Origin of the sequence: Hymenobacter segetis (assembly GCF_038448715.1) — a bacterium.
In the GTDB taxonomy this organism is placed as follows: domain Bacteria; phylum Bacteroidota; class Bacteroidia; order Cytophagales; family Hymenobacteraceae; genus Hymenobacter; species Hymenobacter segetis.
Genome location: NZ_JBCEVZ010000042.1, coordinates 21,273 through 45,934 on the forward strand (window position 1 = coordinate 21,273; position 24,662 = coordinate 45,934).

Annotated in this window: 22 protein-coding genes; 9 read left to right on the forward strand and 13 right to left on the reverse strand. The window is 60.9% G+C overall.

Going from position 1 to position 24,662, the window contains the following annotated elements; genetic code table 11:
• Positions 1–16 precede the first annotated feature (16 nt).
• From AAFH49_RS15540 to pseC, 7 genes are all read right to left on the reverse strand, one after another.
• Positions 17–1,981, reverse strand: coding sequence for an NAD-dependent epimerase/dehydratase family protein (locus tag AAFH49_RS15540; protein ID WP_342299607.1), 1,965 nt, complete (start codon positions 1,979–1,981; stop codon positions 17–19).
• Positions 1,953–2,546, reverse strand: a complete 594-nt coding sequence (locus AAFH49_RS15545; RefSeq protein ID WP_342299608.1) for a GNAT family N-acetyltransferase — start codon at positions 2,544–2,546, stop codon at positions 1,953–1,955. Before AAFH49_RS15545 ends, AAFH49_RS15540 begins: the two co-directional genes overlap by 29 nt.
• 123 nt (positions 2,547–2,669) lie before the next feature.
• Positions 2,670–3,416, reverse strand: a complete 747-nt coding sequence (locus AAFH49_RS15550) for a class I SAM-dependent methyltransferase (protein ID WP_342299609.1) — start codon at positions 3,414–3,416, stop codon at positions 2,670–2,672.
• Positions 3,417–3,444: 28 nt separating this feature from the next.
• Complete coding sequence (locus AAFH49_RS15555; protein WP_342299610.1) at positions 3,445–4,332, reverse strand: class I SAM-dependent methyltransferase; 888 nt, start codon at positions 4,330–4,332, stop codon at positions 3,445–3,447.
• Positions 4,329–5,063: a cytidylyltransferase domain-containing protein gene (locus AAFH49_RS15560; protein WP_342299612.1), complete on the reverse strand. Its 735-nt coding sequence runs from the start codon at positions 5,061–5,063 to the stop codon at positions 4,329–4,331. Before AAFH49_RS15560 ends, AAFH49_RS15555 begins: the two co-directional genes overlap by 4 nt.
• Positions 5,063–5,716: a pseudaminic acid biosynthesis-associated methylase gene (locus AAFH49_RS15565; protein WP_342299614.1), complete on the reverse strand. Its 654-nt coding sequence runs from the start codon at positions 5,714–5,716 to the stop codon at positions 5,063–5,065. The genes AAFH49_RS15560 and AAFH49_RS15565 overlap by 1 nt, the downstream gene beginning before the upstream one ends.
• 52 nt (positions 5,717–5,768) lie before the next feature.
• Positions 5,769–6,950, reverse strand: coding sequence for a UDP-4-amino-4,6-dideoxy-N-acetyl-beta-L-altrosamine transaminase (pseC, locus tag AAFH49_RS15570; RefSeq protein WP_342299616.1), 1,182 nt, complete (start codon positions 6,948–6,950; stop codon positions 5,769–5,771).
• A 68-nt stretch (positions 6,951–7,018) separates the two neighbouring features.
• Between pseC and AAFH49_RS15575 the strand changes: the two genes are divergently transcribed.
• On the forward strand, positions 7,019–9,253 hold the full coding sequence (locus AAFH49_RS15575) for a T9SS type B sorting domain-containing protein (RefSeq protein ID WP_342299618.1): 2,235 nt from the start codon (positions 7,019–7,021) through the stop codon (positions 9,251–9,253).
• Between the two features lie 83 nt (positions 9,254–9,336).
• Here the strand turns inward: AAFH49_RS15575 and pseB are convergent, their stop codons facing one another.
• Positions 9,337–10,356: a UDP-N-acetylglucosamine 4,6-dehydratase (inverting) gene (pseB, locus tag AAFH49_RS15580; RefSeq protein WP_342299620.1), complete on the reverse strand. Its 1,020-nt coding sequence runs from the start codon at positions 10,354–10,356 to the stop codon at positions 9,337–9,339.
• Between the two features lie 162 nt (positions 10,357–10,518).
• On the opposite strand from pseB, the gene AAFH49_RS15585 reads away from it, so the two are divergent.
• Together AAFH49_RS15585 and AAFH49_RS15590 are read left to right on the forward strand one after the other, a co-directional pair.
• A complete protein-coding gene (locus tag AAFH49_RS15585) occupies positions 10,519–11,991 on the forward strand; it encodes an MBOAT family O-acyltransferase (RefSeq protein WP_342299622.1) in 1,473 nt (490 codons plus the stop codon).
• An 8-nt stretch (positions 11,992–11,999) separates the two neighbouring features.
• On the forward strand, positions 12,000–12,923 hold the full coding sequence (locus tag AAFH49_RS15590) for an SGNH/GDSL hydrolase family protein (protein ID WP_342299624.1): 924 nt from the start codon (positions 12,000–12,002) through the stop codon (positions 12,921–12,923).
• Between the two features lie 71 nt (positions 12,924–12,994).
• On the opposite strand, the gene AAFH49_RS15595 is transcribed toward AAFH49_RS15590, so the two are convergent.
• Positions 12,995–16,396, reverse strand: coding sequence for a T9SS type A sorting domain-containing protein (locus AAFH49_RS15595; RefSeq protein ID WP_342299626.1), 3,402 nt, complete (start codon positions 16,394–16,396; stop codon positions 12,995–12,997).
• Positions 16,397–16,451: 55 nt separating this feature from the next.
• The gene (locus tag AAFH49_RS15600) at positions 16,452–17,771 is read right to left on the reverse strand and encodes a glycosyltransferase family 4 protein (protein WP_342299629.1); all 1,320 of its coding nucleotides are present in this window, start codon (positions 17,769–17,771) and stop codon (positions 16,452–16,454) included.
• A gap of 157 nt (positions 17,772–17,928) precedes the next feature.
• On the opposite strand from AAFH49_RS15600, the gene ffh reads away from it, so the two are divergent.
• The 3 genes from ffh (at position 17,929) to AAFH49_RS15615 (ending at position 21,181) form a co-directional block, all read left to right on the forward strand.
• Positions 17,929–19,293, forward strand: a complete 1,365-nt coding sequence (gene ffh / locus AAFH49_RS15605; RefSeq protein ID WP_342299630.1) for a signal recognition particle protein — start codon at positions 17,929–17,931, stop codon at positions 19,291–19,293.
• Positions 19,294–19,606: 313 nt separating this feature from the next.
• The gene (locus AAFH49_RS15610; protein ID WP_342299632.1) at positions 19,607–20,332 is read left to right on the forward strand and encodes a cytochrome b/b6 domain-containing protein; all 726 of its coding nucleotides are present in this window, start codon (positions 19,607–19,609) and stop codon (positions 20,330–20,332) included.
• A gap of 15 nt (positions 20,333–20,347) precedes the next feature.
• Positions 20,348–21,181 carry a molybdopterin-dependent oxidoreductase gene (locus AAFH49_RS15615; RefSeq protein WP_342299633.1) on the forward strand — a complete coding sequence of 278 codons (834 nt, stop codon included), beginning with the start codon at positions 20,348–20,350 and terminating at the stop codon, positions 21,179–21,181.
• A gap of 102 nt (positions 21,182–21,283) precedes the next feature.
• Here the strand turns inward: AAFH49_RS15615 and AAFH49_RS15620 are convergent, their stop codons facing one another.
• Both AAFH49_RS15620 and AAFH49_RS15625 read right to left on the reverse strand, forming a co-directional pair.
• Complete coding sequence (locus tag AAFH49_RS15620) at positions 21,284–21,577, reverse strand: hypothetical protein (protein WP_342299635.1); 294 nt, start codon at positions 21,575–21,577, stop codon at positions 21,284–21,286.
• 90 nt (positions 21,578–21,667) lie between these two features.
• Positions 21,668–21,844, reverse strand: coding sequence for a DUF2256 domain-containing protein (locus AAFH49_RS15625; protein WP_342299637.1), 177 nt, complete (start codon positions 21,842–21,844; stop codon positions 21,668–21,670).
• 153 nt (positions 21,845–21,997) lie between these two features.
• Here AAFH49_RS15625 and AAFH49_RS15630 point away from each other — a divergent pair, with 153 nt between their 5' ends.
• Positions 21,998–22,741 carry a class I SAM-dependent methyltransferase gene (locus AAFH49_RS15630; protein ID WP_342299638.1) on the forward strand — a complete coding sequence of 248 codons (744 nt, stop codon included), beginning with the start codon at positions 21,998–22,000 and terminating at the stop codon, positions 22,739–22,741.
• Positions 22,742–22,836: 95 nt separating this feature from the next.
• The gene (locus tag AAFH49_RS15635; protein ID WP_342299640.1) at positions 22,837–23,265 is read left to right on the forward strand and encodes an acyl-CoA thioesterase; all 429 of its coding nucleotides are present in this window, start codon (positions 22,837–22,839) and stop codon (positions 23,263–23,265) included.
• Positions 23,266–23,343: 78 nt separating this feature from the next.
• On the opposite strand, the gene AAFH49_RS15640 is transcribed toward AAFH49_RS15635, so the two are convergent.
• Positions 23,344–23,913 carry a DinB family protein gene (locus AAFH49_RS15640; protein WP_342299641.1) on the reverse strand — a complete coding sequence of 190 codons (570 nt, stop codon included), beginning with the start codon at positions 23,911–23,913 and terminating at the stop codon, positions 23,344–23,346.
• Positions 23,914–24,070: 157 nt separating this feature from the next.
• Between AAFH49_RS15640 and AAFH49_RS15645 the strand changes: the two genes are divergently transcribed.
• The coding region (locus AAFH49_RS15645) for a hypothetical protein (RefSeq protein WP_342299642.1) at positions 24,071–24,662 on the forward strand (592 nt) is incomplete at its 3' end.

Consider the following 24,662-nt stretch of genomic DNA (forward strand, 5'->3'; position numbering starts at 1 on the left):
GGTATGACCCCGCACCCTACACCGCTACCACTACATCGGTGGCCATTCGCACCTGCCGCAGTGGCCCCGCCACCGGCCGAAACGGAAACTGCTGCAAATCAGCCCCCGCCGCTTCCTGCAAAAACCAGAAGAACGAATCTACTCCCGCCGCGATGCCCAGCGTGGAGGCCCCGCCAAAACGGCTATTGCACTCGATGATGTGTAGGCCGTCATCAGGCGTGAGCAGCGCTTGCAGCACAAACGGGCCGTAGAGGCCCAGCTTTTCAATAATGGGCGTGAGGCGGGCCAGCAGTTGTGGGTCGTGGAAGGTGGTGGTTATCTGCGACTCGCCGCGCACTACCACGTCGCGGGTGCGGGCCACCAAGCCATGTACCCGGCCAGAGCGGCTCACGTAGCCATCCACGCTGATTTCGCGGCCTTGGATGAAGGGCTGGAAAATGGGCTCGGATAGGGTTTGGGCGTGGGCCACGGCGGCGGCGTAGGGCAGGTTGAGGCCCAGGCTGAGCGAGCCGGCCCCGTGCCGCTCCTTCACCACGAAGGCAGCGTTGGGATTGGGCTGGTCGCCGGCCAGCGTATCGATGCTGAGGCTGGTGGGGATGATGGGTAGCCCATTTTCCTGGCCGAAGGTGCTGAATTCGAGCTTGTCGAGGCAGCGCTGCACGGCTTCGGGCGGGCTCACCAGCACGGCAATGCTGGCATCGGCCAGGGCGGCGCGGTGCCGGCTCCAGAAAGCCAGTTCGCCGTCGCGGGTGGGGATAATGCGCGTTATGCCCTGGGTCTGGCAATGGCCGATGATGGCTGACAGGTGCTCGTCGGTCGTCATGGGCATCGCCCAGCTTTCATCTGTGAAGTGAAAGCCGAGGGCTTGCGGGTTGAGGTCGCCGCCCACGATTTTGATGCCTGGATTCAGGCGCTTGGCGGCATTTTTTACCGCATGGGCCAGCGGCACCTTGGCCGAAATACTGCTGATGAGAACGTGGCCCGGACCTTTCGCAGCCGATGCTTCGGTAGCAGCTAGGGTGTCCTGGCGGGCGCGCTCAAAGGCGATGATTTCAGGAATGGCTACTTCAAGCGTAGTTGGGGGTAGCCAGTCTATCTGGCTCGACCACAAAGTCATATCCGCTTGTGAAGCTTCAAACGGAATGTCAGAAGCCACGTATTTGGCCCGCATTCCGGGGAAGTTTTGCTTCAATACATCTACCACCTCGGCCACGCGGCGGGCGCGGCCGGTGCCTAGATTCACGAGGCCGGTCACGGTTTCGGCGGCGGCCAAGCGGAGCAGGCCTTCGGCCGTGTCGGCGGCGTAGAGGTAGTCGAAAAACGACTCGGCCCCATACACCGTGATTTCTTCGCCCGCCAGCAGCATCCGCACCCAGCGCGAGGTGATGTCGCGCCCGTTGCGCCCATAGCCGCGGTAGATGCGCGGGGCCACCGTGCTGAACTGCTGCGCCCGAAACGTGTCGAGAAAGCGCAGCTCGATTTCGTGGGCCAGCTTGGCCATGCCCGTCAGGTTGCGGGGCAGGATGGGGTCGGTTTCGCGTAGGCTGCGGGGCGCGGCCGGCACTTCCGTGAAGTTGTAGAGGGCCGGGTCGTAGATGAGGTAGCTGGAGGCGAACACCACGCGGCGTAGCGAGGGCAGGTCCTTCTGCACCGTCATCAGGTGGTGGCTGAGTTGCACATTGTGCCGGAAATTCTCCTCCCAGAAGCCGTAGGTTTCGGTGGAACGCTCGAAAGTGGCGGCGAGGTGGATGAACAAATCGGGCGCAAAATCTGCGATTTCCGCTTCGGTGAGGAAGTTTAAATCGCCCTGCCGGTACTGGAATTGGGCTGGGAAATCAACCGGACGCGGCTTGATGTCGCCCACCAGCACTTGGATATCAGCATTGAGCGTAGCCAGGCGGCGCGTCATCTCCTGACCAATTACGCCGGCCCCGCCGCTGATGAAAATTCGTTTAAAGGGCAATTCCAAAGGCTGTGGCATAGTCGGCGGCCAGTTGGCCGTGCATCAGTGAATCGGTAAAAGTACCCGGCGCAAGCTGGATATGCTGCCGCAAACGGCCTTCCAGCTGAAAGCCGGCTTCTTCCAGAATGGCAATGTGGGCCGGCCGGATGTCGTAAGTTTCGGTGAAAAGGCGGTTGAATTTCAAGCCCTCAAATGCCACCTGGCCTAGCAGGCGCAGGTGCGCCAGGAAATCCTGCCGGTATGTAGCTGCATCGGCCGCCCGCGTGGGTTCTACCAGAAACGAAACCTCGGCCCGCAAATCCAGCCAGGAAATATGGACCAAGCCGCCGTAGGCAATTAGCTCACTATCATGCAGCAGAGAAAAAAGCAATTGACCCGGCTTTTCCTGCTCAAATAGCGGCAATACTATGCGCTGAAAGTAAGTGTCTTGCTGCTCAGCGGTGAGTGGTGCGGCTTGGCGCAATACTTCCAGTTGCGCGTTGCGCCAGGCGCGGATGGGCTCCCGGTCCTCGTATCGGATGGGGATGAGGCGGTAGGCTCCGTAGCGGTATTCGGCTTGCGGGAGGGGGCGGAAGGTGGTCACGGGATGAAATTAAAGAACGTCATGCAGAGCGTAGCGAAGCATCTCGCGTGACTCAACTAATTCTATTTCAACAATTGAATTGCTACCACACGCGAGATGCTTCGCTACGCTCTGCATGACGTTCTACACCACCAAATAAGAAATCAGCGGGTTGAGCGGGCTGCGGCGCAGGGCGTAGTTGGCCACGCCAAACACCTCATCAAACGCCAGTGTTTCGCCGGGAAACTCGGGGCAGTTCAGCTCATCGAAAGCCACGATGGCCCCTTTGGTCAGGCGCGGCCGGATGGCTTCGAGGCAGGCCTTGGTGGGGGCGTAGATGTCGAAGTCGAAATAGGCGAAGGCGATGACGGTTTCGGGGTGGTCGCGCAGGTAGCGGGGCACGGTTTCGGAGGCGTCGCCGGCCACCAGTTCAAACTTGCGCTTGTGCGGGATGGGGCTGTCTGCCTCGTGCAGGGCCAGGATTTCGGTGAGGTATTCCTGGTAATTTTCGGTCACACCGTAGTCGCCTTCCTTTACCCGGTCACCGTCCTTCACATCCACCGATGGGAAACCGCCGAAGGTGTCGAATCCTATTATTTTCCGGTTGTAGTTGAACGGCTCGTAGATGCCGCGCAATGCGTGCATCAGCGCCAGGTTCTGGCCCCAGCGCACGCCGAATTCCATGGCTACCCCGTGCACCGGGATGATTTGCTGGTAGAGCTCGGTGAAGAACAGCAGGCGCGAAAACGTCTGCCGGTTCAGGTACAGGCCCAGATTGTTGAGCAGCTCGGTGTTCGGAATCGGCGACTCGCGCAGGGTTTGGGCGAAGCCTTCGCGGCGCGACTGCTCGGGCGCGGAAGCCCCGCTAAGCACGGAAATAGGAGAGGACATGGACATGATATGGGGCGTTGGCCAGCACTTAGGCCGGCTGCAAAAATGCAACAATACTGCGGCCCAGCCCAACGCCGGCCAGGGCTTCGTAATAGGCCGCCACAGCCGGTAGAGGGGCAGTGCGCAGCAGGAAGTTGTCCTGGGCCAAGCGGGCGCGGTGAGCGCCTTTCCCGGCCGTGCGGTCCATTACGTAGTTAGTGGCTGGGTTTAACAAGTTGAGGTCAATTGGTTGGTCGCCAATGATTTTAGCGACGCGCCAGTTGGTTGCTTCAGCAAGATTGCGCAGACCAGGCTGGGTGAAGTAGGATAGGTGGTCGGGCAACACAACCCAGAAGGTCCGGTCAATTTGGCCAGTGTCGAATAGGTGCTGTTGCAGAGCCGAGAAATCATTGGGCACATCAACCACCAGGACACCTCCGGGCTTGATTAGCTGCCGGCAAAGGTGCAGCAAGTCCGCCGGTTCGAGCACATGTTCCAGCACGTTATCGAGCCAGAGCACATCGAATTGCTGACCCGCTGCCACTAGCTTTTGCACTTCCTCATACAGGTCGCCGGTGCGCAGCTTTTCCCGTAGCGCCGGGTGAAACTTCTCCAAACTGAAGCTGCTGAAATCCAGCCCCAGCACGTCCCAGCCCTGCCGTTGGAAGTAGTCCAGCGCCCAGCCCTCGCCGCTGCCGATGTCAAGAAACGAGCCCGTACCCTTTGCCTCGCGTAGCTGCTCCAGCACCCAGTGGCGCAGGCGCAGCTTGCCTTCGATGTGCTCCAACTCCTCGGCCGGGTACTCGGGCTGGTAGGTGGTCAGGTTTTCCTGATAGTAGCGTTTGGCGTAGTAGTCGCGCAGCTCCTCTGGGGTAGGCTTGTGCTTAATTTCGTAGAAGCCGAACTCGTTCTGGCGCAGGGTATCGGGCAGGGTCATGTGGTTTTTTGCTCGATGTGCGCGTTCAGGGCCATTATTTCGGGGTGGGCTTCAAGCAGGGCCAGCAGGTCGGCCACGTTCAATTGGTCGGCGTGGTGCTGTTCGATGAGCGCCTTGAGCACAGCGTAGTCTTCGGCCGTATCCAGCGTGATGCGGAAGCGGCTGAAGTCGCCGCCGGGCCACACCTCGTCGCGGTAAATGACGCGGCCGGCGGTGGCCGGGTCGGCTTTCAGGTAGGGCGTGACGTGCTCCCGCTCGTAGGGCAGCGTGGCGTTGGCATAAGCCTCCGCCAGCATTTTCATCGAGAAAATCTCGAAATCCAGTCCGCGCGGGAAGGTGCGGACAATGGAATTGGAGCGGTACACCAGCGGGTTGCCTTCCTCCAGATAACGTTCTACGGCGGCCCCAATCAGCGGGCCATCCACCAGCGGGCAGTCGGAAGTGACGCGCACGATTACATCGAGGCCAAATTTCCGGGCCGTCTCGTAGTAGCGGGCCAGCACGTCGGCCTCGCTGCCCCGGTGGTAGGGGATGCCATTCGTTTCGGCGTAGGCGGCCAGCACGTCGTCGGCCGGCTCGGTGGTGGTGGCCAGGTAGATGGGCAGGCCGCTTTGCAGGGCGCGGGCTACGTGGTAGTCCAGCAGCGGGCGGCCGCCGGCGGGGAGTAGCACCTTGCTCGGCAGCCGGGTGCTGCCCATCCGCACCTGCGAGATGATGCCGGCGCGCTGCATTATTCGGAAATTTTTTCGAGCAGATACACCACGTCTTGGTTGCCGCGCTCCGCATCGTTGATGTAGGGATAGAGCTTTTGCTTCACCAAGCGCAGGTTCGGGAAGTGGTCCAGAAATACCTGGGCGAAGTCAGTTTTCCAGAGGAAGCCCTCATTGCCGCGGTACTTAATGGGCGTGGTTTCGGGAGCGTAATACTCGTAGCCCATGATGTAGCGGCGCGAGGTACGCACCATTTCGCCCATGATGCGCGGCAGGTCCTCGGGCGCGATGTGGATGAGCACGCCGTTGGTGCAGGTCACGTCGAAGTAGTTATCCTTGAAGGGCAAATCGAAGCCGCTGCCTTGCAGGATATTCACGCCGCGCACGAAATCGCGGGCTTTTTCCACGGCATACTGTTGCAGCTCAATGCCGTACAGGTTGGTGAAGCCTGCGGCTTGCAGGCCCACGAGCTGCATCCCGGTGTTGCAGCCCACTTCCAGAATCCGGGCCTCCCGGGGCAGGTCGCCGAGGAATTCGGCGTTCATCTCCAGCTTGGTGTGGCCGTAGAGGTCGCGGTAAAAGGAGTTCCACTCGTCGAGCGGGCGCGAGTTGCGGTCGGTGTATTCACGGCCGAAATCGCCGGACCAAAAGTCTTCTTGTTGGGTGTGCTGCAAGGGGAAGGTGTTATTTTAGAACTGGAATCAAAAGCGCGTCATGCAAAGCACCTTATCCTTCCTTCTGCGTTAAAAATTCGCTGATGCACGCCACCACGTAGGCCTGTTCCTCGTCCGTGAGCGTGGGGAAGAGCGGGATGCTGAGGCAGTGGGCGTAGTAGGTTTCAGATAGTGGGAAGTCGCCGGCCTTCCATCCTAGGTCTTCGTAGTAGGGCATCCGGTGCACCGGAATGTAGTGGACCTGAGTGAAAATCTGCTTGGTTTTCAGGAAGTCGTAGAGGCCTTTGCGGTCGGCTACTTCGATGATGTAGAGGTGGTAGGCGTGGCCGGGGCGACCGGGGGCCAACACGGTGAGGCCTAGCACCTGGGCAAAGGCGGCATCATACTGCGCGGCCAGCTGGCGGCGGCGGGCGAGGCCCTCATTGGCGCGGGCAAGCTGGCTGAGGCCGAGGGCGCAGTTGAAATCGGGCAGGCGGTAGTTGTAGCCGAGTTCCTGCATTTCCATGTACCAGCCGCCGTCGGGCGCGCGCCGCAGGTCGGCCGGGTCGCGGGTGATGCCGTGGGTGCGCAGGCGCAGCAGGTGATGGAACAGCGCCTCGGAGTTGGTCGTAATCATGCCGCCCTCGCCGGTGGCAATATGCTTGACGGGGTGGAAGCTGAAGATGGCCAGGTCGGCAAAGTTGCCGTTGCCGCAGCGCTGCTCCTGGCCTTTCGAGTCGATGAAAAAGCCGCCGGGCGCGTGGCAGGAGTCCTCAATAATCCAGAGGCCAAACTCATCGGCCAACAGCCGGGCTTCTTCCAGATTCACGGCCAGCCCGGCGAAATCAACCGGAATCAAACCGGTAAAATGGCCTTTCGGATGCGTTTCGAGCAACTCCCGCACCTTTACCAAATCAATCAAACCCGTTGCCGGGTCGATGTCGGCAAAGTGGACTTCGCCGCCGCAGTAGCGCACACAGTTGGCCGAGGCCGAGAAGGTGAGCGGCGTGGTGATGACGCGCTGGCCGGGCTGCACGTTGAGTGCCAGGGCGCAGAGGTGCAATGCGGCCGTGCCGTTGCTCACGGCCACGGCATAGCGGGCCCCTACGTAGGCGGCAAACTGCTTTTCAAACTCGGCCACGGTGGGGCCTTGCGTCAGGTAGTCGGCGTGCAGGGCGGCCGTGACGGCCGCGATGTCGGCCTCGGTTATGTGTTGGCGGCCGTAGGGGAGTGGCCGGGTGGGTTCAAAGCTCATGCAACCCAAAGATAGGGGGAAGGGTCGTAGCCAAGTAGAGCAGTGCATTTGCAATTACTTTTGGAGGAATGAAGAGACTTTTAAGCAAGCCCTGGCAATTGGCCTTTATGGTGGGGCTGTGGCTGACGCTAGCGGCACCCGTGCAGGCACAGCGTGAGTATTTTAACTGGCATTTTGGCGACAGCGCGGCCATTTCCTTCGTGTCTCCAACTCTGCAGACCACGGTGCTGCTCGATGGGCACGTAAAATTTCCACAGGGCGTGGCTTCGATGTCGGACGGGGCCGGGCGTTTCCAGTTTGCCTCCGATGGCTACGTGGCCTGGGACCGGACCGGCCGCCTTATGCCGGGCCGTAACGTTTCGCAGGTGTTGCGTCCCTACGGTTACAACCGCCGCCAGGTGATGGCCGTGCCCGCACCGGGTAGCACCTCGCGCTACTACGTGTTTGCCAGTCAGCGCGAGTTTTACGCCAACGAATTTCCGGTGAGCGGCAGCACGCCGGTTTACTTGCCCTATGTGGTGGTGGACATGACCATGCGCAATGGCCTGGGCAGCATTGTAGCGCACGACAGCCTGCAAATTCCCCTTGGCCTGGTACAGCGCGTTTCGGTGCCTAGCGGCCTGGGGTGCAACTGGGCGGCCGTGCGGCACGCCAATGGCCGCGACCTGTGGATGGTGGGCATTACGAGAGAAGGGCATTACCTGAGCTGGCTCCTAAACGCAAACGGCGTAATGGCTACGCCCGTGGTCAGCTCCACCAACCGCTGGTCCAGTATCAATGGCATTCTAAAGGCTTCGCCCGATGGCCGCGGGCTGGCCCTGCTGGTGAATGCATATGAAGTAGGTTTCTCGTGGGCACAGGGCCGGTTGGAAATCAGTAGCTTCGATGCCGCAACCGGCCAGGTAAGCAATGTGCAGGCGCTGCCCACCCGGTTCAAGGGCTACCGCTACCCACCGTCCAGCAATGGAACTTTTACAACGACGCTGCCCCGGCTGGACGGGCTGGAGTTTTCGCCCGATGGCGCACGGCTCTACGCCGATTCGGCCGGGGTCAACCTGCTGCAATACAATGTGCTGGCTGGCTCGGCTCAGGCCATCGACGATAGCCGTACGGCCATTCGGCCCGTGTCAGGCGTCAGCCCCACGGGCTACCTAACCGATATGAAGCTGGGCCCCGATGGCCGAATCTATCTCACGTACGGCGGCAGCGGCTTAATGAGCTGCATTGCGGTGCCCAACGCCCTAGGCCAAGCCTGCCAGTTGCAAGCGGGCAGCTTCAGCCTGCGGGGGCGCTCGGCAGGCACCGGCACGCTGCCGCTTTCTGCCAACGACCTGAACCTGCCACCCGTGGTGGTGGGCAGTGCCGGCAGCATTGCCGCCGGCAGCGGCTGTGCGGGCACCCTCATCCAATTCATGTCTTCGCTGAGCCCGTTTGTGACGGCGGCATCCTACGATTGGAATTTTGGTGACCCCGCTTCCGGTGCCCTCAACAGCAGCGGCGGCCAGGCTCCGGGGCATATTTACCAGCAGGGTGGTAGCTACACTGTCACGCTGCGCGTCACGGCCATCAGTGGCCAGCAATACATGGCCACGCAAACGGTCCAGGTGCAGGCCAGCCCGGTGGTGACGCTGGGGCCGGCCCTCCGGTCGGTTTGCCAAGGGCAATCCGTGGTGTTGAATCCGGGGCCACAGCCGGCCGGGGTCGTTTTTGCCTGGCAGGATGGCTCAACCCAGCCCACATTCCTGGCCCGGCAGCCGGGGCTCTACACGGTGCGCGTAACCAATGCGTTGGGCTGTAGCACCACGGCTAGCGCCCGCGTCGAATGGCTGGCCGCGCCGCCTTCCTTCCTGGGCAACGACACCACCATTTGTCTGGAAACGCCTTACCTGCTGCGGCCCCGTCGCCCGCAGCCCAGCGGCAGCACCTGCCTCTGGCAGGATGGCTCCACGGCGGCCAGCCTGCTAGTCCAAAGCCCCGGCCGGTACGAGCTGGAAACCACCAACGCTACGGGCTGCACCGAACGCTCTGCCATCGTCATTAGTGATGGCAACTGCCCGATGGTGCTGCCCAATATCATCACGCCCAACGGTGACCGGGAAAACGAATGTTTCGTCATCAAAAACCTAAGCACCAGCAACTGGCAGCTTGAAATATACAACCGCTGGGGCCGGCAGGTTTACCAGAAGCGCGGCTACGATAATACCTGGAATGCCCCCGGCCAGCCCAATGGTGTCTATTTTTACCTGCTGCGAAATGTTGTGACCGGCGAGCAGCGCAAAGGACAGCTGGAAGTTTCACGCTAGGCAAGCGGCACCATCTGAACACAAAAACGGCCACCCTTTTGGAGTGGCCGTTTTTGTTTGAAAGAAGTCGGTGACGCTACCTGCTACACCTGAAAATCGGCATCGACGTGCAGACGGATTTCGTCCCGAATCTGCTCCGCCGTCAGCCATTCCTCGTTGTTGAACGAATCGTATTGGAAGCCCAGCGGCACGCGCTTGCCGTCAAACTCCTCGATGAATTTGTCCACGTCCCAAGTGGGCATGGAGGGCAGAATGACGTAGTAGCGAGCCAGCTCGACGGTGCTCAGGGCGTCGGTTTCGGTAATCATGGCCTCGTGCAGCTTCTCGCCGGGGCGGATGCCCACGATTTTCTGCTCACACTCCGGGCCGATGGCGCGGGCCACTTCCGTGATTTTGTAGGAAGGAATTTTCGGCACGAAAATCTCGCCGCCCCAGGCGTGCTCCAGCGCATAAAGCACCAGGTCCACGCCTTCCTCCAGCGAGATGTTGAAGCGCGTCATGTCGGGGTGGGTGATGGGCAGCACGCCGGTGTGGCGCTGCTGCAAAAAGAAGGGCACCACCGAGCCGCGCGAGCCGATTACGTTGCCGTAGCGCACCACCGAAAAGCGCAAATCACGCTTGCCTTTCATGTTATTGGCCGCCACGAAGAGTTTATCGGAGCACAGTTTGGTGGCGCCGTAGAGGTTGATGGGGGCGGCGGCTTTGTCGGTGCTCAGGGCCACCACGTCCTTCACACCGCAGTCGAGGGCGGCATTAATCACGTTTTCGGCCCCGAAAATATTGGTCTTGATGCACTCCATCGGGTTGTACTCGGCGGCGGGCACCTGCTTGAGGGCGGCGGCGTGAATCACGATGTCGATGCCTTCGCAGGCGCGGTGCAGACGCTCGCCATCGCGCACATCGCCAATGAAATAGCGAATGGCCGGGTACTTGGCCGGGCTGAATTCCTGGCTCATCTCATACTGCTTCAGCTCGTCGCGCGAGAACACCACGAGGCGCTTCACCAGCGGAAATTGTTCGAAAACGGTGCGGACGAATTGCTTGCCGAAAGAGCCGGTGCCACCCGTAACGAGGATGGATTTGTGGTTGAGGTCGAGAGCCATGAAAATTGATAAGCCAAAACAGGACTGCAAAAGTAGTCGGCAGGAATGTAGCGTGGACTCTGCGAGTCCGCGCCCGGGCAAACGAGAACGGCCTAACACGGACTCGCAGAGTCCACGCTACATTCCCGACCTTTGGCCTGCGGAGCTGCTTCCGTGCCGCAAATGCTATTCAATTCCCTTCATTTCCTCGTCTTTTTCCCGATAGTCGTCGGGCTGTATTATGGCTTGCCGCCGCGCTGGCGCAACTCGCTGCTGCTGGTGGCCAGCTACTACTTCTACATGAGCTGGCGGGCCGTATATGCGCTGCTGCTGCTGGCCACCACGCTGCTCGACTACTACAGCGGCTACCGCATGAGCCAGCTGCCCACCAAGGCGCAGCGGCGGCCCTGGCTCTATCTTAGCCTGGCCAGCAACCTGGGTACGCTGTTTGTTTTCAAGTACTTCAATTTCTTTCGGGACAGCATTGCACAGCTCGCTGCTACACTTCACCTGCCCATTGGCACGGGGCCGGCGCTGGGGTTGCTGCTGCCGGTGGGCGTGTCGTTCTACACGTTTCAGTCGGTGGGTTACATCATTGATGTATACCAGGGCCGGCTGGAAGCAGAGCGGAATTTTGGGCGGTTTGCGCTGTTCGTGGCGTTTTTTCCGCAGTTGGTGGCTGGGCCCATTGAGCGCGGCGGGCATATGCTGCCGCAGTTCCGCCGCGAGCATGAATTTGATTATGCCCGCATCGTGAGCGGCCTGCGCCTCATGGCCTGGGGCCTGTTCAAAAAAGTGGTGGTGGCCGACCGGCTGGCCCTGCTCGTCAACCCCGTTTTCAACAATCCCCGCCAGCACCCCGAAGGCCCTCTGCTGGTGCTGGCCACGCTGGCCTTTACTTTCCAGATTTACGGCGACTTTTCGGGCTATACCGACATGGCCCGGGGCGCAGCGCGGGTGTTGGGCTTCGATTTCAACCTGAACTTCCGGCAGCCCTACCAGTCGGCTTCGGTGCCGGAGTTTTGGCGGCGCTGGCACATGTCGTTGTCAAGCTGGTTTCGGGACTACCTATATATCCCGCTGGGTGGCAGCCGGGTAGCACCAAGCCGGGCTTATTTCAACCTACTGGTGGTGTTCCTCGTGAGCGGCCTCTGGCACGGGGCCAACTGGACATTTCTGGTCTGGGGTGGCTTGCATGGCATGTATCTGGTGCTCAGCACCTGGGCAAAACCGTGGCGCGAGCGGCTGGCGCAGTTCACTGGGCTAGCGGCGCGGCCGGGCATGCGGCAAGGTTTGGGCGTGTTCATTACGTTCGTGCTGGTGGCCTACGCCTGGATATTTTTCCGCGCCAATACGCTGAGTGATGCCCTGTTCATCAGCCGGCATTTATTCAGCGGCTGGCAGAATCTGCACGGCCGGCAGCTCGCCACGCTGCTGCTCGATTTCTCCCAGCACTACCGACCCGAGCTGGCCGTGGCCGCCCTCGGCGTGGGCCTGATGCTATTGGTAGAATACTTCGCCAGCCGGCGCAGCCCGCAGGTGTGGCTGGCCGCGCAGCCCTTTGCCACACGCTGGGTGGGTTACGTGGGGCTCGCGCTGCTCATCCTCTACTTGGGCATTTTCAACAGCACTTCGTTCATCTACTTTCAGTTTTGAAAATGCTCGTGCGGACTGCTGTTTCAAAGTTGCTGCTGCGCCTGGGGCTGCTGGGCGGGGCGGGCTTGCTGGGCGCTATGCTGCTGGCCCCCGTGGTGCTGCGGGGTGGGGTCGATGCCTTTTATGGCCGATTCACGAGCCCGCCGGCCGGCTCGCTGATTTTGGGTACGTCGCGGGCGGCGCAGGGCATCCGGCCGGCGGTGCTGGCGGCGCAGCTAGGCGGGCAGTTCGAGGGGCCGATGCTGAACTATGCGTTCACGCTCACGCACTCGCCCTACGGCCCGGCCTACCTAGCCAGCATCCGCCGCAAGCTGCGGCCCGAGGTGCGCCACGGCCTGTTCATCCTGGCCGTCGACCCGTGGTCGTTGTCGCTCACCGGCCCGGAGGGGAGTTTCCCGGAAACCCAATCTTTTATCGGCCAGCTCCACCAAGTTAGCCAGAATCCCAACCTGCCTTACCTCACCCGCTACCAGACCAAGCCGCTCTACCGCCTGCCCCTCGACTACGCCACCGCCACCGAGCGCCTGCACCCCGATGGGTGGCTCGAAGTCAATATCGGTACTGACAGCGCCCAGGTGCGCGCCCGCACCGCCCGCAAATTGCAGGATTACCGCTTATTAGCGGCCAGCCAGCACCTCTCGAGCGGGCGCTTACAGGCCCTGCGCCAAACCATTGCCTTTCTGAAACCGCACGGCCGCGTGGTGCTGGTGCGCCTGCCCGTGGGAAGTTCATTGTTGCAATTAGAGCAGGTTTATCAGCCCGGGTTCGAGCAACTGATGCGCCAGACGGCCGCTGATTTTTCCGTACCATATCTGGATTACAGCGCCCGGCCCTACGCCACCACCGACGGCAACCATCTGCAAAGGGCGGCGAGCGCGGCTTTCAGCGAACAACTGGCCGAAGATTTAGCCGCCAGGCTTCAGAGAAAGTAATTTAACATCATAAGAAACAAAAAAGGCTTTCCAGATATCTGGAAAGCCTTTTTTAGTCAACTTAAGTGTGATTACTCCACTACTACCCGCTTGGCGATGGCGGCCGTGCCCAACTGAATACGTAACGTGTACACGCCTTTGGCCAAGTCTGCTACGTCAACGGTTGTGGCCGCACCGCTGTCAGCGAGTTGAATATTGCTCCGGACCTGCTGGCCCAGGCTATTGAACAGGGTGGCTTGTGCCGGGAGGCCGTTGGTCATTTTAGGAACCAGCACTGAGAAAGTAGCGTGGGCCGGGTTGGGGTAAAGCACTACATCGGCAGCCGCCAGTGCCGCGCTGGTGGCCAATGGACCAGCCGCCGGCCCAAACCGCAACTCAAAGCGCCCAACCAGCGCTTGGGCAGCTTGCTGTGCAGTCACCGTGAACGAGTAGCTGGCCTGCTGGCGTAGATTAATTTGCTGGTTGGTCTGGGCATCGACCAAGTAAGCATCCAGGCCGGTGGGGAGGTTGAGCAATTGCTCGGCACTCAGCGTGTAGCTGCCCGCAGCGGGCACGCCAATGCTTAGCGGCATGACCGTGGCAGCGGTGAATTGGGACAGGCCCGCAATGGCCTGGGCCAGGCTGCCGACGGGCAGCGCACCGAGGTTCAGGCCGCTGGAATTGAGCAATTTCACGGCATCATATTGGGAATCGAGGCCGGGAGTAGCCCCGGCTTCAGCGTACACAAACAGCGCATCAGCCGGGCCGGTGCTGCCTTGCAAGGCCAGCTGCACCAGTGGACGGGCATCGGCAGTGCCTCGGCGCACGGGTACCTGCATGGTGTAACTGGTGACGCGCTGGGCGTTGCGGAACGTGAGGCTGCCTGCCGACTGCCCCGCGCTCACTCGCACGAAAAAGCCCTGGCTGCTGCCAATAAGCGGGCTGCCGCCCACGCCGTTGGCGTAGGTGCGGTAATTTCCCTGGTATTGGTTGCTGCTCTCGAACACGTACATGGCCGCGTCGAGGTTGGGACGGTCGGTACCGTTTACCAGGCTCCAATCGAGCGGGGCAGGGTAGGGATTGCCTACGAAGGCCCAGCCAGCATCGGTGGCCGTTGCGCCCGTGTTGCGGGCCAGCGGCACGGTCAGGTCGCCGGTGTTAAGGGTGCCATTGAAATCAACCGTTTCCGAAGCCATGATATTCACGTTATAGCCACGGCCTGGCGTCAGCGCATCGGTAGTACCCGCCGGCGAAAACCAGCCCTTATCGAAGGCGCTGGAGGTATTAGTGGTAGTGGCCAGGCGGCTCTGGTCGTAGCCATATACCGTGGGGAACGGCTTAATCGACCCTGGCGTGGCCGAGGTATTGTAGGTGGCATTCAGCACCGGCGCGAAGCCGGGCGTTGCCAAATCGGCTACCGTAGTGGCTGCCACCGGGGCGCTGTAGTGCCGGTAGCCCAGGCCATTATTCACGCTGCGGTCGAGGTAGCGCTGCACCAGGGCCGTGCTGCCCTGCACAATGCCCGTGCTGCTGTTCACCACCAATGCCGTACCGGCCGCCCCCGAGGGCAGCGTCAGGCTTTTCCCATTTAGCACGAGATTGCCGGTACCGCCCACCGTGAGCACCTGCATCACCGTTTCGGCCGTATTCAGGGTCACGGTGTTGGCGTTGGTCGTGGTCAGGTTGCGAACCTGGCTGGGTAGGGCAGCCCCGGTCACCTGGGCCACGGTACCGTTATAGATATAGCTGGCATCGTTGCTGAAGCTGCGACTGCCCGTCAACTGCACCGAGCCGACGGCACCTGTCGCCTCAATCCCAGCTGCATCGCAGATGCCCAGGGTGCCGCCGGCCGCCAGCACAAAGCTGCCCGAGCCCGTCAGCGGCTGGCAGTTGGTCAGCAGCGTGCCGCCATCCTGAATCGTGAGGGTGCCCACCACCGTGAGGCCGCCGGTGAGGGTGGCCGTGCCCGCGCCGCCCGTAGCCGGGCCGGTGATGGTTACGTTGCCGTAAGTGCCGTTCACGTTCTGCGGGGTGCTCACCACGAGGTCGGGTAGCGCCGAAAGCTGATTAAGCCGGACGCTAATCGTGGCGCTGGCAAAGTTGGCCGCAAGAAAGTCCAGGTCGCCGTCGTTATCAATGTCGGCAGCAGCCACGCCATTGGGGTTAGTGCCTACTGATACAGTGCTGCTAGTGCCAAAAACACCAGCCCCGTTGTTCAGGCGCACGGTTACGTTGTTCGAATTAAAGTTAACCACGACCATATCCAGGTCGGCATCGCCGTCGAGGTCGGCGGCCGCGATGCTGGTTGGGCCGGCTCCGGTTGAATATTCAGTGCCGCCTCCAAAGCCGCCGCTGCCGTTGTTGAAGCGTACGCTGGCGTTATTGCTGCCGAAGTTGGCGCTCATCAAGTCCAAGTCGTTATCCCCGTCGAGGTCACCCAGCGCCACCCAACGCGGGCGGCTATCTAATACGGGGTCCGAACCGCCGCTGAAGGTACCGTTGCCGTTGTTCAACCGAATACTGACCGTAGAGCTGGAAGTGCCCCAGTTGGCGGTCAGCAGGTCTAAGTCGCCGTCGCCATCCACGTCGCCGGTTTGAATATTGAAGGGAAGCGTCCCAACGCTTATGGTTGAGCCGCCACTGAAGTTGCCTGCGCCATCATTCATTCGCACCATCACGTTGTCACTGGCTCCGTTGGCCACCAGAAAGTCGAGGTCGCCATCGCCATCCAAGTCCGCTGTGGTCACACTTTGGGGCTGGCTGCCTACCGTATAGTCGGTGCCGCCACTGAAAACGCCGCTTCCATTGTTGAAGCGCACGCTCACGGAATTGGCGTTGTAATTGGCCGTCAGCAGGTCCAGGTCGCTGTCGCCGTCAATATCAGCGGTTGTCACGCTGCGCGGCTGGCTACCCACGCTGGGGTTCGACCCGCCGCTGAAGCTACCGCTGCCATTGTTGAGCCGGACGCTAACCGAAGCGCCGCTGAAAGTGGGCGAGAGCAGGTCCAGGTCGCCGTCATTGTCCACGTCGGCCACCGTCACATTATAAGGACTGGTACCCACGCCCGGGTCCGAGCCGCCGCTAAAAGTGCCGTAGCCGCCGGTGGCCGCCGCCGTAAATTGGAAAAGACGCGGCGTAGCCAGCGCCCCGGCGCTGCTGCGGGCCGCAGTAGTTACGCCCACGCGCACAGTTTCGCCCGGCCGGAAATCGAAGCCGGGGGCAAACGTCAGCTGGTCGTTGTTGAGAGCAGTAGTCCCACTGGTATTCGTGCGCAACCCGCCACGCTGGCTGCTAAAAACCCGTAAGGCTGACTCCGAACCCGCCAGAAGCGGCTGGCTGAAACGAACGGTTACCGGCGTGGTACGAACCGCCGCCTTCTGATTGGCCATCGGCGAAACGGAGGTAATAATGGGCTGCGCCGCCGCTGACAGCATCAGCAGACTCGGTAGCAGCGTCAGTCCCGCAATTTTGACGTGGTAGAAACGTGTTGTCATAAAAAAGGAAAGGCGAATGGAAAGGAAAATGAGGCTAAAGTAAGTGGTTGAAAGTCTAGCTCCTATAGGATGCTACAAGTTCTGCCAACTGCCCCGCCAGCGCCCGGCGCGAGTACCGCGAATGGCTCACCGCCGGCAAATCGAGGCTTGGATTGCTGCGCCACTGTGCCACCAGCGCTTCCAGCGTTTCGCGCATCAGGGTGGTGTCTTCGTAAGGCAGGGCCTGGCCCGCGCCGCATTCCTGGAGCAGGTTGTCGGCATCGGAGCCGGCCGGGCCTACGCAGAGAATGGGCTTATTGGCGGCCAGATATTCGAATACCTTGCCGGGCAGGATGCCGAAATTGCGCGGCACATCGGGAATACCCATAAGCAGGACAGAGGCACTCAGCAGATATTCCACCGACTCATCGTGCGGCACAAAAGGAATGAATTCGGCGAGCTGCAGTAGGCCGGCCTGCTCAATCTGCCCGCGCAGCTGGGCCGAAACCTGCCCCACGAAACGCAGCCGCACCGGCACATCGGGGTGAGCGGCGGCGCAGGCGGCCACGGCTTCCAGCAGGCGGTTGATATGGTAGAGCTCGGTGATGGTGCCGGTGTGGGTGATGCGCAGGCAATCGGTGGGCGGCTGCGAGGGCTGGCGGAAATCCGATTCGTCGTAGCCGTTGGGCAATACGTGAAACTTCGCGGCCGGCACCTCCGGCAGCTTGGCTGAGAACAGCCGTTTGGTTTCGGGCGAGGTCACCAGCACGGCGTCGGCCTCGGTCAGCACCTGACGCTCGTAGCGCGCATCCAGCCAGGAAGCCAGGGGCGTGTGGTGCAGGTCTTTGTAGTAGTAAATATCCGTCCAGGGGTCGCGCATATCGGCCAGCCAGCGCAGGCCGTGGCGGCGCTTCAGCTCCAAGCCAATGAGCTGGGTAGAGTGCGGCGGCGACGACGTGAGCACGGCATCAAACTGCTCGCCGGCGGCCAGCAGTTTCTCCACGGCGGCCAGGGCATGGCGGTTCCAGCCCCGGCGTGGGTCCGGGATGAACAGGTTGCCCCGCACGAAGCGTAAGGCCTTCTGCATCAGGCCCGGCTTGCCTTCGTTGGCAAAGCCGCCGTAGGGCACGGCGCGGCCCGTCAGTTTCTTGTAGCTCTCAAAGGGCTCCGAGGTTTTGGTGCGGATGACGCGCACGCTGGGCGGCACCTCTGCCAGCAGGCTTTCATCCAGCACGGGGTAGGTGGCCTGGTCCACGGCCACGGTTATCACCGTGGGCTCCACGTTGAAATGGCCCAGGTGCTTCACAAACTTGAGGCATCGCTGCACGCCGGCCCCGCCCGACGGCGGCCAATAGTAGGTGATAACGAGCAGGCGCAGAGGGCGGGATGATGACACAGCAACCGGAAACAGAAAGCGGGCCGCGAAGGTACGCCCGCTGCCGGTTTTCGGCCTTTTATGGTTACTTTTGGGGTTCAGTTTCAGCCTGATTCCGAGGGGCCGCCCCGCACCAAATCAGCGTAATCAGTTCAATCAGCGCTAAATCAGCGATTCAATGTTCGATAATCTCTCCACCAAGCTCGACCGGGCCATTAAAACCCTTAAGGGCCAGGGCAGCATCTCTGAAATCAACGTCGCGGCCACCATCAAGGAAATCCGCCGCGCGCTGGTCGATGCTGACGTTAACTACAAGGTTGCCAAGGATGTAACCGATAAAATTAAGGAGGCTGCCATGGGCCGCGACGTGCTCACAGCCGTATCGCCGGGCCAGCTCATGGTCAAAATCGTCTACGATGAGCTCACCGAGCTCATGGGCGGCGAGAAGAAGGACATCACCATCAAGGGCGACCCGGCCGTAATTCTCCTCTCGGGCCTGCAGGGCTCGGGCAAAACCACCTTCGCCGGCAAGCTGGCCAGCTACGTGAAGAAGCAGGGCCGCAACGTGTTGCTAGTGGCCTGCGACGTTTACCGCCCGGCCGCTATCGACCAACTCAAGGTGCTCGGCGAGCAGATTGGCGTGGAAGTGTACTCGGAAGTCGAGAACAAGAACCCCGTCGAAATCTCGCGCAACGCCATCGACTACGCCCGTAAAAACGGCAAGAAAGTAGTCATCATCGACACCGCCGGCCGCCTGGCCGTCGACGAGCAGATGATGCGTGAGATTGAAGCCGTTAAAGCGGCCATCAACCCCAGCGAAACGCTGTTCGTGGTGGACTCGATGACCGGCCAGGACGCCGTGAACACCGCCAAAACCTTCAACGACCGCCTGAATTTCGACGGCGTGGTGCTCACCAAACTCGACGGCGACTCGCGCGGTGGCGCGGCCCTCAGCATCCGGGCCGTGGTGGAGAAACCCATCAAGTTCATCTCGACGGGCGAGAAGATGGACGCGCTGGACCTGTTCTACCCCGACCGCATGGCCCAGCGCATCCTGGGCATGGGCGACGTGATTTCGCTGGTCGAACGCGCTCAGCAGCAGTTCGATGAGGACGAAGCCAAGCGCATCAACGCCAAGATTCGGAAAAACCAGTTCAACTTCGATGACTTCCTCTCGCAATTGGAGCAAATCAAGAAGATGGGCAACATCAAGGACCTGATGGGCATGATTCCGGGCATGAGCAAGGCCATGAAGGACGTGGAAATCGACGATGACGCTTTCAAGCCGGTTGAGGCCATCATCAAGAGCATGACCAAGCAGGAGCGGGCCAACCCCGACCTCATCAACGGCTCGCGCAAAAAACGTCTGGCCAAAGGCTCCGGGACTGATATTCAGCAGGTAAACGCGCTGATGAAGCAGTTTGAGGATATGCGCAAAATGATGCGCACCATGAACAAAATGAGCCAGACAAAGGGTGGCATGGCCCAGATGGCCAAAATGATGGGTGGCATGAAAGGTGGTCCCGGCGGCATGATGCGCTAAGCCCTCAATACCAATTGAAGAAAGGCCCGGGCGTTGTGTCCGGGCCTTTTTTATGATTTCAAGGGGCTGAAAATTAGGCTATTTTAATAAAATCTGCGGATGCGGGAATTTTTTGGTGCAATTCTTGTTGGCATCCTCGTGAAAGAATAGTTTTTTAAGGTGTTTTGGTATGGAAAGAGGCATCCCTTTGGGGTGCCTCTTTTTTTTGGTGCATTGTGTAAGGAAGCCGCCCTGTCCGCGTCAGGCTGGGAAAGGAGCGGGTGTTGAGGCCCGGCGTACCTTGCGTTCGTTCTGTTGCACCTTTTGTGGTTTTATGAAGCAGCTTGTTGAAAAGCACCCGCTGGCCATTCGCTGGTTTCACTGGGTCAACTTCCCCGTTCTCAGCCTCATGATTTGGAGCGGGATGTGGATATACTGGGCCAATGACGTGTACCGTCTGGGCTGGGGCAAGACCACACTGGTCAAGTTCTTCCCGCAGTCGTTTTACGAGGCTTTCCACCTCGACCACAAGCTGGCGCAGGGCATGAGCTGGCATTTCGTGCTCATGTGGGTGTTTTTCCTGAACGGCCTGCTGTACGTGAGCTACACCATCTTTTCAGGCGAATGGCGCTACCTTCTCCCTAACCGGTATTCGTTTAAAGAAGCTATTCTGGTAACGCTGCACGACCTCGGGCTGTACAAAAAGCCGCTGCCGGTGCGCAAATTCAATGGCGCGCAGCAGATTGCCTACACCTCAGTCATCATTATGGGACTGGGCTCGTTGCTCACGGGGCTGGCCATTTACAAGCCCACACAGTTTAGCTGGCTTACACAATTGCTGGGTGGATATGAGTTTGCACGCATCATCCACTTCGCGCTCACCATTGGCTACGTGTTGTTTTTCATCGTGCATATCACGCAGGTAGTGCGGGCGGGCTGGAATAATTTCCGCGCCATGGTGGCCGGCTTTGAAATTGAGGAAGTCGACCCCGTCACGCACCAGGTGGTGGCTGGCCCCACGGCGCTGCCTGCCGCTGATGCTTCCCTTTCGCCCAAATAATTACCGCTGTTCGGTATGACTGACCATTCTTCCGCGCCCGCGCCGCTCGACGGCCCTGGTGCTCCGCTGCAATCCGAAGCGGCCGTGCTGGCTGAAGCCCGCCGCCGCTCGCGCCGCTCATTTATTGGGTTAGGGCTGGCTGGCCTGGCCGGCATTGGGGGCTGGCGCTGGCTGATTTCGCAGCCCGCCGATGAAGGCATTCCGCGGCCGTTGCGCAAGGTGCTCGATTTTAATAGCCGCCTCAGCCAGGCCTATTTCAAGGAAACGCGCCTGGCTCCCGAGTTCGCCCGCAGCCGTGCCAAAACGCCCCGCGAAAACGGCGACGTGGGGCTTGATGGCGATGTGGACCCCGCCACCTGGCGGATGCGTGTGCAGGGCTACGGCACCGGCAAAACCCAGGAATTTACGCTGGCCGACATCAAAGCCCTGCCCAAAGTGGAAATGACCACTGAGCTCAAGTGCATTGAGGGCTGGAGCGTGGTGGTGCACTGGGCCGGGGCGCGGCTGTCTGACTTCCTGGCCCATTACCCGCTGGCTACCCGCAGCGGCCGCCCGGCCGACCCGCTAAACCCGCCCGCCGACCTTGCGCCCTACGTGGGCATGCTCACGCCCGACGAGCAATATTATGTGGGCCTCGACATAGCCAGCGCCCTGCACCCGCAAACGCTGCTGTGCTACGAAATGAACGGCGAGCCGCTCACTTCTGCCCACGGTGCGCCTTTACGTTTGGTTACGCCGCTGAAATACGGCATCAAGCACCTCAAGCGCATCGGCACCATCGCCTTTGCCGATTCCCGCCCCAAAGATTATTGGGCGGAGTTGGGCTACGACTGGGATTCGGGACATTAGACACGGGCGCTGCAAATTGTCATTCCGACGAAGGAGGAATCTGAGTAAAACCGCTCAAACGGCCCTACTCAGATTCCTCCTTCGTCGGAATGACAATTTCTATTAATGCACCACGCGCACTTCGTAGCGCTCGGGCTGGCTGCCGAGGGCGGGCACGTGCCACGCGCCCACGCGGCTGGGGCCGTAGCCGAGGTTCACTTTCACCCATTCGTCGCGGGTGGGAAGCAGGGCGATAATTTCCTGCTCCAGTCGGGTGCGGTCTTGTTGCAGGGCGGCGGTGTTCTGGCCAGCGGTTTCGGCGGCTTTGCGCAGGGCTTTTTCCGCGTCCAGGAAGGCTTGCACCTTTTCTTCCAGCGGAATGAGGTTGGGATTGAGGTAGTCGAGGTTGGAGGCCATAAAAAAGCGGCTGGAAAATCAGCGAATTGGTAAGTGTACGGAGCTTTTCAACGCAGCCCCGGTCCCAAAAGATACGGCCGCGCTGCGCAGCTAAGCCGGAGCTGGGCCGGTGGTACCGGAGGCGGGACGGTTGCGCTGGCACTTTTCGCCACAGTATTTTACCTCATCCCAGTTAGCGCGCCACTTTTTGCGGTACTCGAATGGCCGGCCGCAGGTGACGCAGATTTTGGTGGGCAGCTGGCCTTTACGGAGTTTGGCTGGAAGCATAATGCGGGATTGAGCAGGGGTGTAGTAGCCAAACGCCCGGCCCCGGCGCGAAGTTTTGGGTAATTTTGACTGTTGTTAGGTTGTGAAGCGTAGTTGCCCCGAACCCCGGCCGTAGCGCGAACTCATTGCCCAACATGCGCTTTTAATTTCCTTATGACCACAACCACCGCCCCCGACGTGCTGGGCCAGGCCCTGCTCGACTACCACCACGGCAAAGCCGGCGCTACCGTCACCGTACATTGCAGCGCCGCCGATGACGAGCCGTTGCCCGCCGCCTACTTTTTTCGTACCGTGCTGCAAATGCCGGAACTGGAGCGCCTGGCCCTCGACGAAAGCCGGGGCCGCGTGCTCGACCTCGGGGCCGGGGCCGGCTGCCACAGCCTGGAACTGCAAAACCGGGGCTTCCAGCACGTGAAGGCCGTGGACGTATCGGCCGGCTCCGTGCAGGTGATGACCGAGCGAGGCGTGCGGACCGTGGCCCGCCACGATTTATTCGCCCCGCTGCCGCCCACCGAGCTGCCCTACGATACCATCCTGCTGCTCATGAACGGCCTCGGCCTGACCGGCACCCTCGATGGCCTCGACAAATTCCTGGCCCACGCCCGCACCCTGCTGGCCCCCGATGGCCAGATTCTGGCCACGTCCTCCGACGTGCGCTACCTCTACGAAGACGAGGACGGCGCGCTGCTCATCAACCTCAACGGCCCGTACTACGGCGAAGTCGAGTACACCCTCAGCTACGATGGCCGCACCGGCGAGCCCTTCCCCTGGCTGTTCGTAGATGCCGCGCTGCTTAATGACGCGGCCGAAACTGCCGGCTACACCGCCGAATTCCTCAGCGAGGATGAGAACGACCAGTATCTGGTGCGCCTCATGCCGCAAGGAGCGAAAGGTTAGCAGCCAGTTGCTGGTTGTCATTTATTGGCAACAAAAGGCCTCGTCAGCAACGGCTGAAAATCAAAAACTGAAGTATAAAAATTAACAACGAAATCTTGACTAACGCCATCACTTACCGCACCCGCTGGGCCGACATGGACCCGAACGGCCACATGCGCCACTCCGCTTACGCTGACTATGCCGCCGACCAGCGCCTGGTTTTATTGGCCGAATGGGGCTACGACATCAAGGAATTTGCCCGCCTGCGCCTGGGGCCCATCCTGTTCCGCGAGGAAACCACCTTTCTCAAGGAAATCCACATCGGCGAAGAAATTCGGGTGGATAGCCGCCTGCGCAGCGTGAACGACGACGGCACCCGCTGGAGCATCACCCACACCATTTACAAAGCCGATGGCCGCGTAGCCGCTACCGTGGCCGTGGACGGGGCCTGGCTCGACCTCGACAAGCGCAAGCTCACCACGCCGCCCGCCGAGCTTAGCACGGCCTTCCGCGCCCTGCCGCTTTACGAGGCACCGGTGAAGTAGACCGAACCGATACAGAAGCAAAAACGAGAGCCCTCCGAATTGTCAATTCGGAGGGCTCTCGTTTTTCGTTCAGGTGCCCTAAGCCTCTACTGGTAGTACTCTGCCGGCGGGCCGCAACGCCTTGGTAATGCGGTCCATTTGCTGTTGATGGTGGAGTAAATGGTCCACCAGGTGCTCCATTACCTGATAGATAGTGATGCGGCCGGAGCGCGGGTGCGGAAACACCGCCCGATTCTGCTGCCGGCTCGGAAACTCGTTGAGCAGGCGCTCCAGCTGCCGGCGCGATGCCTCCCAGGACTTGCGCATTTCGGGCAGGGTGGGCACTTGGCCGGTATCGGTGAGGGTGGCCACCCCGCGCGGCGCTTTGAACTTGAGGCCGGGCAGGCGCAGCAACAGGCGCACGAACTGCACCCGTAGCCGGGTAAAGAGGCTCACCTTGGGCAAAAGCTCCTCCGCCTGGAGCTTCTTCTGCACGTATTTGAGGATGTTATCCTCAATAAAAAACAGGTGATGCACTACCTGCACCGCCGACCATTTGCCCGGCGCGGGGGCGGTGTTCTGGTCCGGCCCCAGCGCTTCGGCCGAAGCCAATAGGTGCTCAGTGGCCCGTTCGAGCTGTTCAAATTTGAGGTGAAGGCGGTGATTCATGCGGGTGGGGAGGATGAAAAAGAGCCTTACGGCAGAGCAGGGGTAAAAGGTACGGCGACAATCTGATTGGTTTCGCGGCCGGATTTGGGTGGCGTATTTGGCCTGATAAACTGGGGCAATGCGTATGCTCCGGCCGGTACCTAGTTTTGCAGCACTCATGCCCATTCGTTTCTCGTTCCTCTCGGCCCCATGGCCTGCCCGCTGGCGGGTGCTGGCCGTGTTGGCACTCTACGCCGCTTATCTGCCCCTGAGCGGCTACACAGTTAACCAGTTCCGCTTCGATGCGGCTGAATACTGGGAGTTGTCGCTGAAATTCACGCAGAGCGGCGGGTTTTCGCTTCTGGCTTTTGATACTCCGCTGCGAGGCTACCTGGGGCCGCTGCTGGTGCTGCCGGCGCGGCTGCTGTGCCACTTCACGGGCTGGTCGATGCTCACCGGGGCGCGGGTGTTGGGGGCGGGCTGGGCGGCGATACTGTTCGGCGTGGCTGTGCCGCAGCTATGGGCGCAAGCCACGGGCCGCGCCCTGAGCGGCGGCCGCTGGCTGGTGCTGCTCGGGCTCACGTTGATTTTCTGGCGCGACTATTTCAACTTTACCCTCAGTGATGTGCCCGCGCTGGCATTGCTGCTGCTAGGCCTGGCGGCCCTGTCGCGGCGCGGCTGGGGTTGGGCCGCAGTAGCCGGCTTGATGCTGGCGGCGGCCATTAATATCCGGCCCATTTACCTGGCCAGTGCGCCGGGCATGCTATGGC

Bases quoted from the DNA above. Each gene is read 5' to 3' on its own strand.
- pseB (WP_342299620.1), bottom strand. From the start codon at position 10,356: ATGGCTCTCGACCTCAACCACAAATCCATCCTCGTTACGGGTGGCACC.
- AAFH49_RS15555 (WP_342299610.1), bottom strand. From the start codon at position 4,332: ATGACCCTGCCCGATACCCTGCGCCAGAACGAGTTCGGCTTCTACGAA.
- AAFH49_RS15625 (WP_342299637.1), bottom strand. From the start codon at position 21,844: ATGCTTCCAGCCAAACTCCGTAAAGGCCAGCTGCCCACCAAAATCTGC.
- AAFH49_RS15575 (WP_342299618.1), top strand. From the start codon at position 7,019: ATGAAGAGACTTTTAAGCAAGCCCTGGCAATTGGCCTTTATGGTGGGG.
- AAFH49_RS15640 (WP_342299641.1), bottom strand. From the start codon at position 23,913: ATGAATCACCGCCTTCACCTCAAATTTGAACAGCTCGAACGGGCCACT.
- AAFH49_RS15620 (WP_342299635.1), bottom strand. From the start codon at position 21,577: ATGGCCTCCAACCTCGACTACCTCAATCCCAACCTCATTCCGCTGGAA.
- AAFH49_RS15615 (WP_342299633.1), top strand. From the start codon at position 20,348: ATGACTGACCATTCTTCCGCGCCCGCGCCGCTCGACGGCCCTGGTGCT.
- pseC (WP_342299616.1), bottom strand. From the start codon at position 6,950: ATGAGCTTTGAACCCACCCGGCCACTCCCCTACGGCCGCCAACACATA.
- AAFH49_RS15560 (WP_342299612.1), bottom strand. From the start codon at position 5,063: ATGCAGCGCGCCGGCATCATCTCGCAGGTGCGGATGGGCAGCACCCGG.
- AAFH49_RS15550 (WP_342299609.1), bottom strand. From the start codon at position 3,416: ATGTCCTCTCCTATTTCCGTGCTTAGCGGGGCTTCCGCGCCCGAGCAG.
- ffh (WP_342299630.1), top strand. From the start codon at position 17,929: ATGTTCGATAATCTCTCCACCAAGCTCGACCGGGCCATTAAAACCCTT.
- AAFH49_RS15610 (WP_342299632.1), top strand. From the start codon at position 19,607: ATGAAGCAGCTTGTTGAAAAGCACCCGCTGGCCATTCGCTGGTTTCAC.
- AAFH49_RS15585 (WP_342299622.1), top strand. From the start codon at position 10,519: ATGCTATTCAATTCCCTTCATTTCCTCGTCTTTTTCCCGATAGTCGTC.
- AAFH49_RS15630 (WP_342299638.1), top strand. From the start codon at position 21,998: ATGACCACAACCACCGCCCCCGACGTGCTGGGCCAGGCCCTGCTCGAC.
- AAFH49_RS15595 (WP_342299626.1), bottom strand. From the start codon at position 16,396: ATGACAACACGTTTCTACCACGTCAAAATTGCGGGACTGACGCTGCTA.
- AAFH49_RS15540 (WP_342299607.1), bottom strand. From the start codon at position 1,981: ATGCCACAGCCTTTGGAATTGCCCTTTAAACGAATTTTCATCAGCGGC.